The organism is Roseobacter sp. (assembly GCF_024639605.1).
In the GTDB taxonomy this organism is placed as follows: Bacteria; Pseudomonadota; Alphaproteobacteria; order Rhodobacterales; family Rhodobacteraceae; genus Roseobacter.
The window spans coordinates 1-3063 of record NZ_JAHEHZ010000250.1 but is presented as its reverse complement, the minus strand read 5'-3'; the positions used below and the strand labels follow the sequence as shown (position 1 = coordinate 3063).

At 59.1% G+C, this 3063-nt stretch carries 2 protein-coding genes and 2 pseudogenes; 3 read left to right on the top strand and 1 reads right to left on the bottom strand.

Translation table 11 applies throughout. The features are described 5' to 3' along the window. The 3 genes and pseudogenes from Q0M35_RS18370 to Q0M35_RS18360 all read left to right on the top strand — a co-directional run. A pseudogene (locus Q0M35_RS18370) lies at positions 1-185 on the top strand (DUF2235 domain-containing protein); the annotation flags it as partial. Between the two features lie 80 nt (positions 186-265). Next, positions 266-754, top strand: coding sequence for a hypothetical protein (locus Q0M35_RS18365; protein WP_295317694.1), 489 nt, complete (start codon positions 266-268; stop codon positions 752-754). Positions 755-1005: 251 nt separating this feature from the next. Then, positions 1006-2391 (top strand): Glu/Leu/Phe/Val dehydrogenase, encoded by a 1386-nt coding sequence (locus Q0M35_RS18360; RefSeq protein WP_295317695.1) that lies wholly within the window; start codon positions 1006-1008, stop codon positions 2389-2391. Between the two features lie 102 nt (positions 2392-2493). Here the strand turns inward: Q0M35_RS18360 and Q0M35_RS18355 are convergent. After that, a pseudogene (locus tag Q0M35_RS18355) lies at positions 2494-3063 on the bottom strand (hypothetical protein); the annotation flags it as partial.

Genomic DNA, 3063 nt, shown 5'->3' with positions numbered 1-3063 from the left:
CGCAACTGGCGCAGGTGTCCGGGATCTACCGGTTTCTGCCCTCTCTGACGGCCTGGCGACGCGGGCCGCAGACACCGCGTGCGACCAGCCCATCGGTTCTGGAGCGGATGTCGGAACTGCCCGGCTACCGTCCGCACAGCCTGCGCTGGCTCTTTCCCGAACTTTTTGACCAGGATGGCAGTTAAGCGGCGCCGCGCTTTGCTCTTGTGAGAAGGGGGCGGGACAGGGTAGGAGGCCTGAGCCTGAATGCCGAAAGATCCGCGCCATGAGTGACGCCCCGGAAGATGAAGTCCTTGCCACTGTCTCTGCCTCGATCGGGCGGCGCATTCTGGGCATCGGGCTGCTGTCATTGCTGGCGGTCATGGTGATCTGGATGGCTGTAACAAAATCTCCGGCCTTTGGCTGGCAGATTTTTCTGATCGGCCTTGGCATCACCGCGCTGATGATTGCCGATGCGATGCGCCGGTCCACCGCCTGCGTTCTCGAACTGACAACAACCATGTTGCGTGAGAAAGACGGCCGTATCATCGCGCGGATCGATGAAATCACGGATGTGGAGCGCGGTGCTTTTGCCTTCAAACCGTCCAACGGCTTTCTGCTGACCACCTCCACCCGTAACAGTCGCGCCTGGCGCCCCGGCGTCTGGTGGCGTATGGGCCGCAAAATCGGCATCGGCGGTATGCTGCCCGGGCGGCAGACGAAATTCATGTCCGAGATTATCGCCGTGCGCCTCGCCGAACGCGAAGTCCGCTGACACACGGCCCTGAGCCGCCGCGCCCGGATATAAATCCTGTGGCCCTGTCACCAGTTTACAGAATCGTCACCCTTCCGGCGCAGAGATAGTGTGCGGCGAATTTTTCTGATGCCTGAAAAACTGGCACTTCTGAGCGTCCGCGCGTAGGTTCGCAGGTGTCAGATGAGGGCATGCCCGCCCGGCGACAGCAAGGGAGAGTGAATGTGAACAAAAGCAGCCGTGAGCCGAGTTTCCGCGAAAGCGTGGATCAGATGTTTAACCGGGCCGTCGGTCTGATGGACCTGTCGCCCGGGCTGGAAGAGAAAATCCGGGTCTGTAATGCCACCTATACCGTGCGCTTTGGTGTCCGCCTGAGAGGTGAGATCAGAACGTTCACCGGCTACCGCTCTGTGCATTCAGAACATATGGAACCGGTCAAGGGCGGGATCCGCTTTTCGCTCGGTGTGAGCCAGGATGAGGTTGAAGCGCTGGCGGCACTCATGACCTACAAGTGTGCGCTGGTCGAAGCACCGTTCGGCGGCTCAAAAGGCGGGCTCTGCATCGATCCGCGCGAATATGAAACCCACGAGCTTGAACTGATCACCCGGCGCTTCGCTTATGAACTGATCAAACGGGACCTGATCAATCCAAGCCAGAACGTGCCGGCGCCTGATATGGGCACCGGCGAGCGCGAGATGGCCTGGATTGCGGATCAGTACAAACGCATGAACACCACCGATATCAACGGCAACGCCTGTGTGACGGGCAAGCCGCTGAATGCTGGCGGTATTTCGGGCCGGGTCGAGGCGACTGGCCGGGGCGTGCAATATGCGCTGCGGTCGTTCTTCCGCGATGAGGACGGTGTGAAAAAGGCCGGCCTGTCAGGGGATCTGGAGGGCAAAAAGATCATCGTCCAGGGCCTCGGAAATGTGGGCTATCACGCCGCTAAATTCCTGTCCCAGGAAGACGGCAGTATCATCGTGGGTATCATTGAGCACGACGGCGGACTCTACAATCCTGACGGTCTGGACGTCGAAGCCGTCCGCTCCTGGATATCAAAGCACGGCGGCGTGTCGGGGTATTCGGATATGCATCAGATTGCCGATGGCACCAAAATCCTGGAAGAGCCCTGTGACATTCTGATCCCGGCGGCTCTTGAGGGTGTCGTCAATCTTGACAACGCGGCGCGTGTGCAGGCGAGCCTGATCATTGAGGCGGCGAACGGCCCGGTGACCGCGGGCGCCGACCAGATCCTGCGCGAGAAGGGCACCGTTATCATCCCCGATATGTATGCAAACGCGGGTGGCGTGACGGTGAGTTATTTTGAATGGGTCAAGAACCTCAGCCATATCCGGTTCGGCCGGATGCAGCGGCGTCAGGAAGAATCCCGCCACCAGCTGCTGATCAACGAGCTGGAACGTCTGTCGACTGACAAAGACCTCGGCTGGACGCTGAGCCCGGGGTTCAAGCAGAAATATCTGCAGGGTGCGGATGAGCTGGAACTGGTGCGTTCCGGTCTCGATGACACGATGCGGATTGCCTATCAGTCGATGGCGGATGTCTGGCACGGGCGCGACGATGTCGATGACCTGCGCACGGCCGCCTATCTTGTGGCGATCGGCAAGGTGGCCGCGAGCTATCAGGCCAAGGGGCTGTAACTCAGCCCCGGGCGGATCAGCGTCGCCGCCCGACAGTGAGATCTGCATGTAAAAAAGGGCGCGTCCGATACGCGCCCTTTGCTTTCGTGCTGTCCGGTCGGGTCAGTTGACCAGTCGCAGGTAAGGTATCTCGATGAAGTTCTCCGTTCCCCCACCATCACAAAAACCCATGTTCATGCTAGATGTACCTGTAATCACGCCATTAGAGATGAAAGAGACCCCTTCGACGCCATCGGCGTTTGCTGAGAATTCAATGTCTCCCTGCGCGAGGATCTGAGCGTTATATGCTGACAGATCGGAGGAAAACTTCACGCCTCCCTGTGTCATCAGAATGACCCCACCGCCTTCGGCGCAACTGTCGTCAATGCCGAGCTGTACGATTTCACCTTTGATGGACTCAACGTCATTATTTGTTGTTGCCAGAACCGCATCATGAAATGTGATCACCTGAGTACCGCTGCTTTGCAGGTTGATGATACAGTTAGTCTCAAAGATGAAATGGCCATAAACGCCGGGCTCGAAGGTGACAGCCGCGTTGTTGCCGCCGCCGTTGCAGGTCAGGTGGTAGATCGCGGGAACCGCAAATACTGTCGGATCAACTTTCCGGCCGGGCAGAAGCGTGACCGGAAGGACCAGCGGGGGATAGGTCAGCGTGGCCATCCTCGCCTCGGC

Coding starts and splice junctions, on each gene's coding strand:
- Q0M35_RS18365 (WP_295317694.1), top strand. CDS start 266: ATGAGTGACGCCCCGGAAGATGAAGTCCTTGCCACTGTCTCTGCCTCG.
- Q0M35_RS18360 (WP_295317695.1), top strand. CDS start 1,006: ATGTTTAACCGGGCCGTCGGTCTGATGGACCTGTCGCCCGGGCTGGAA.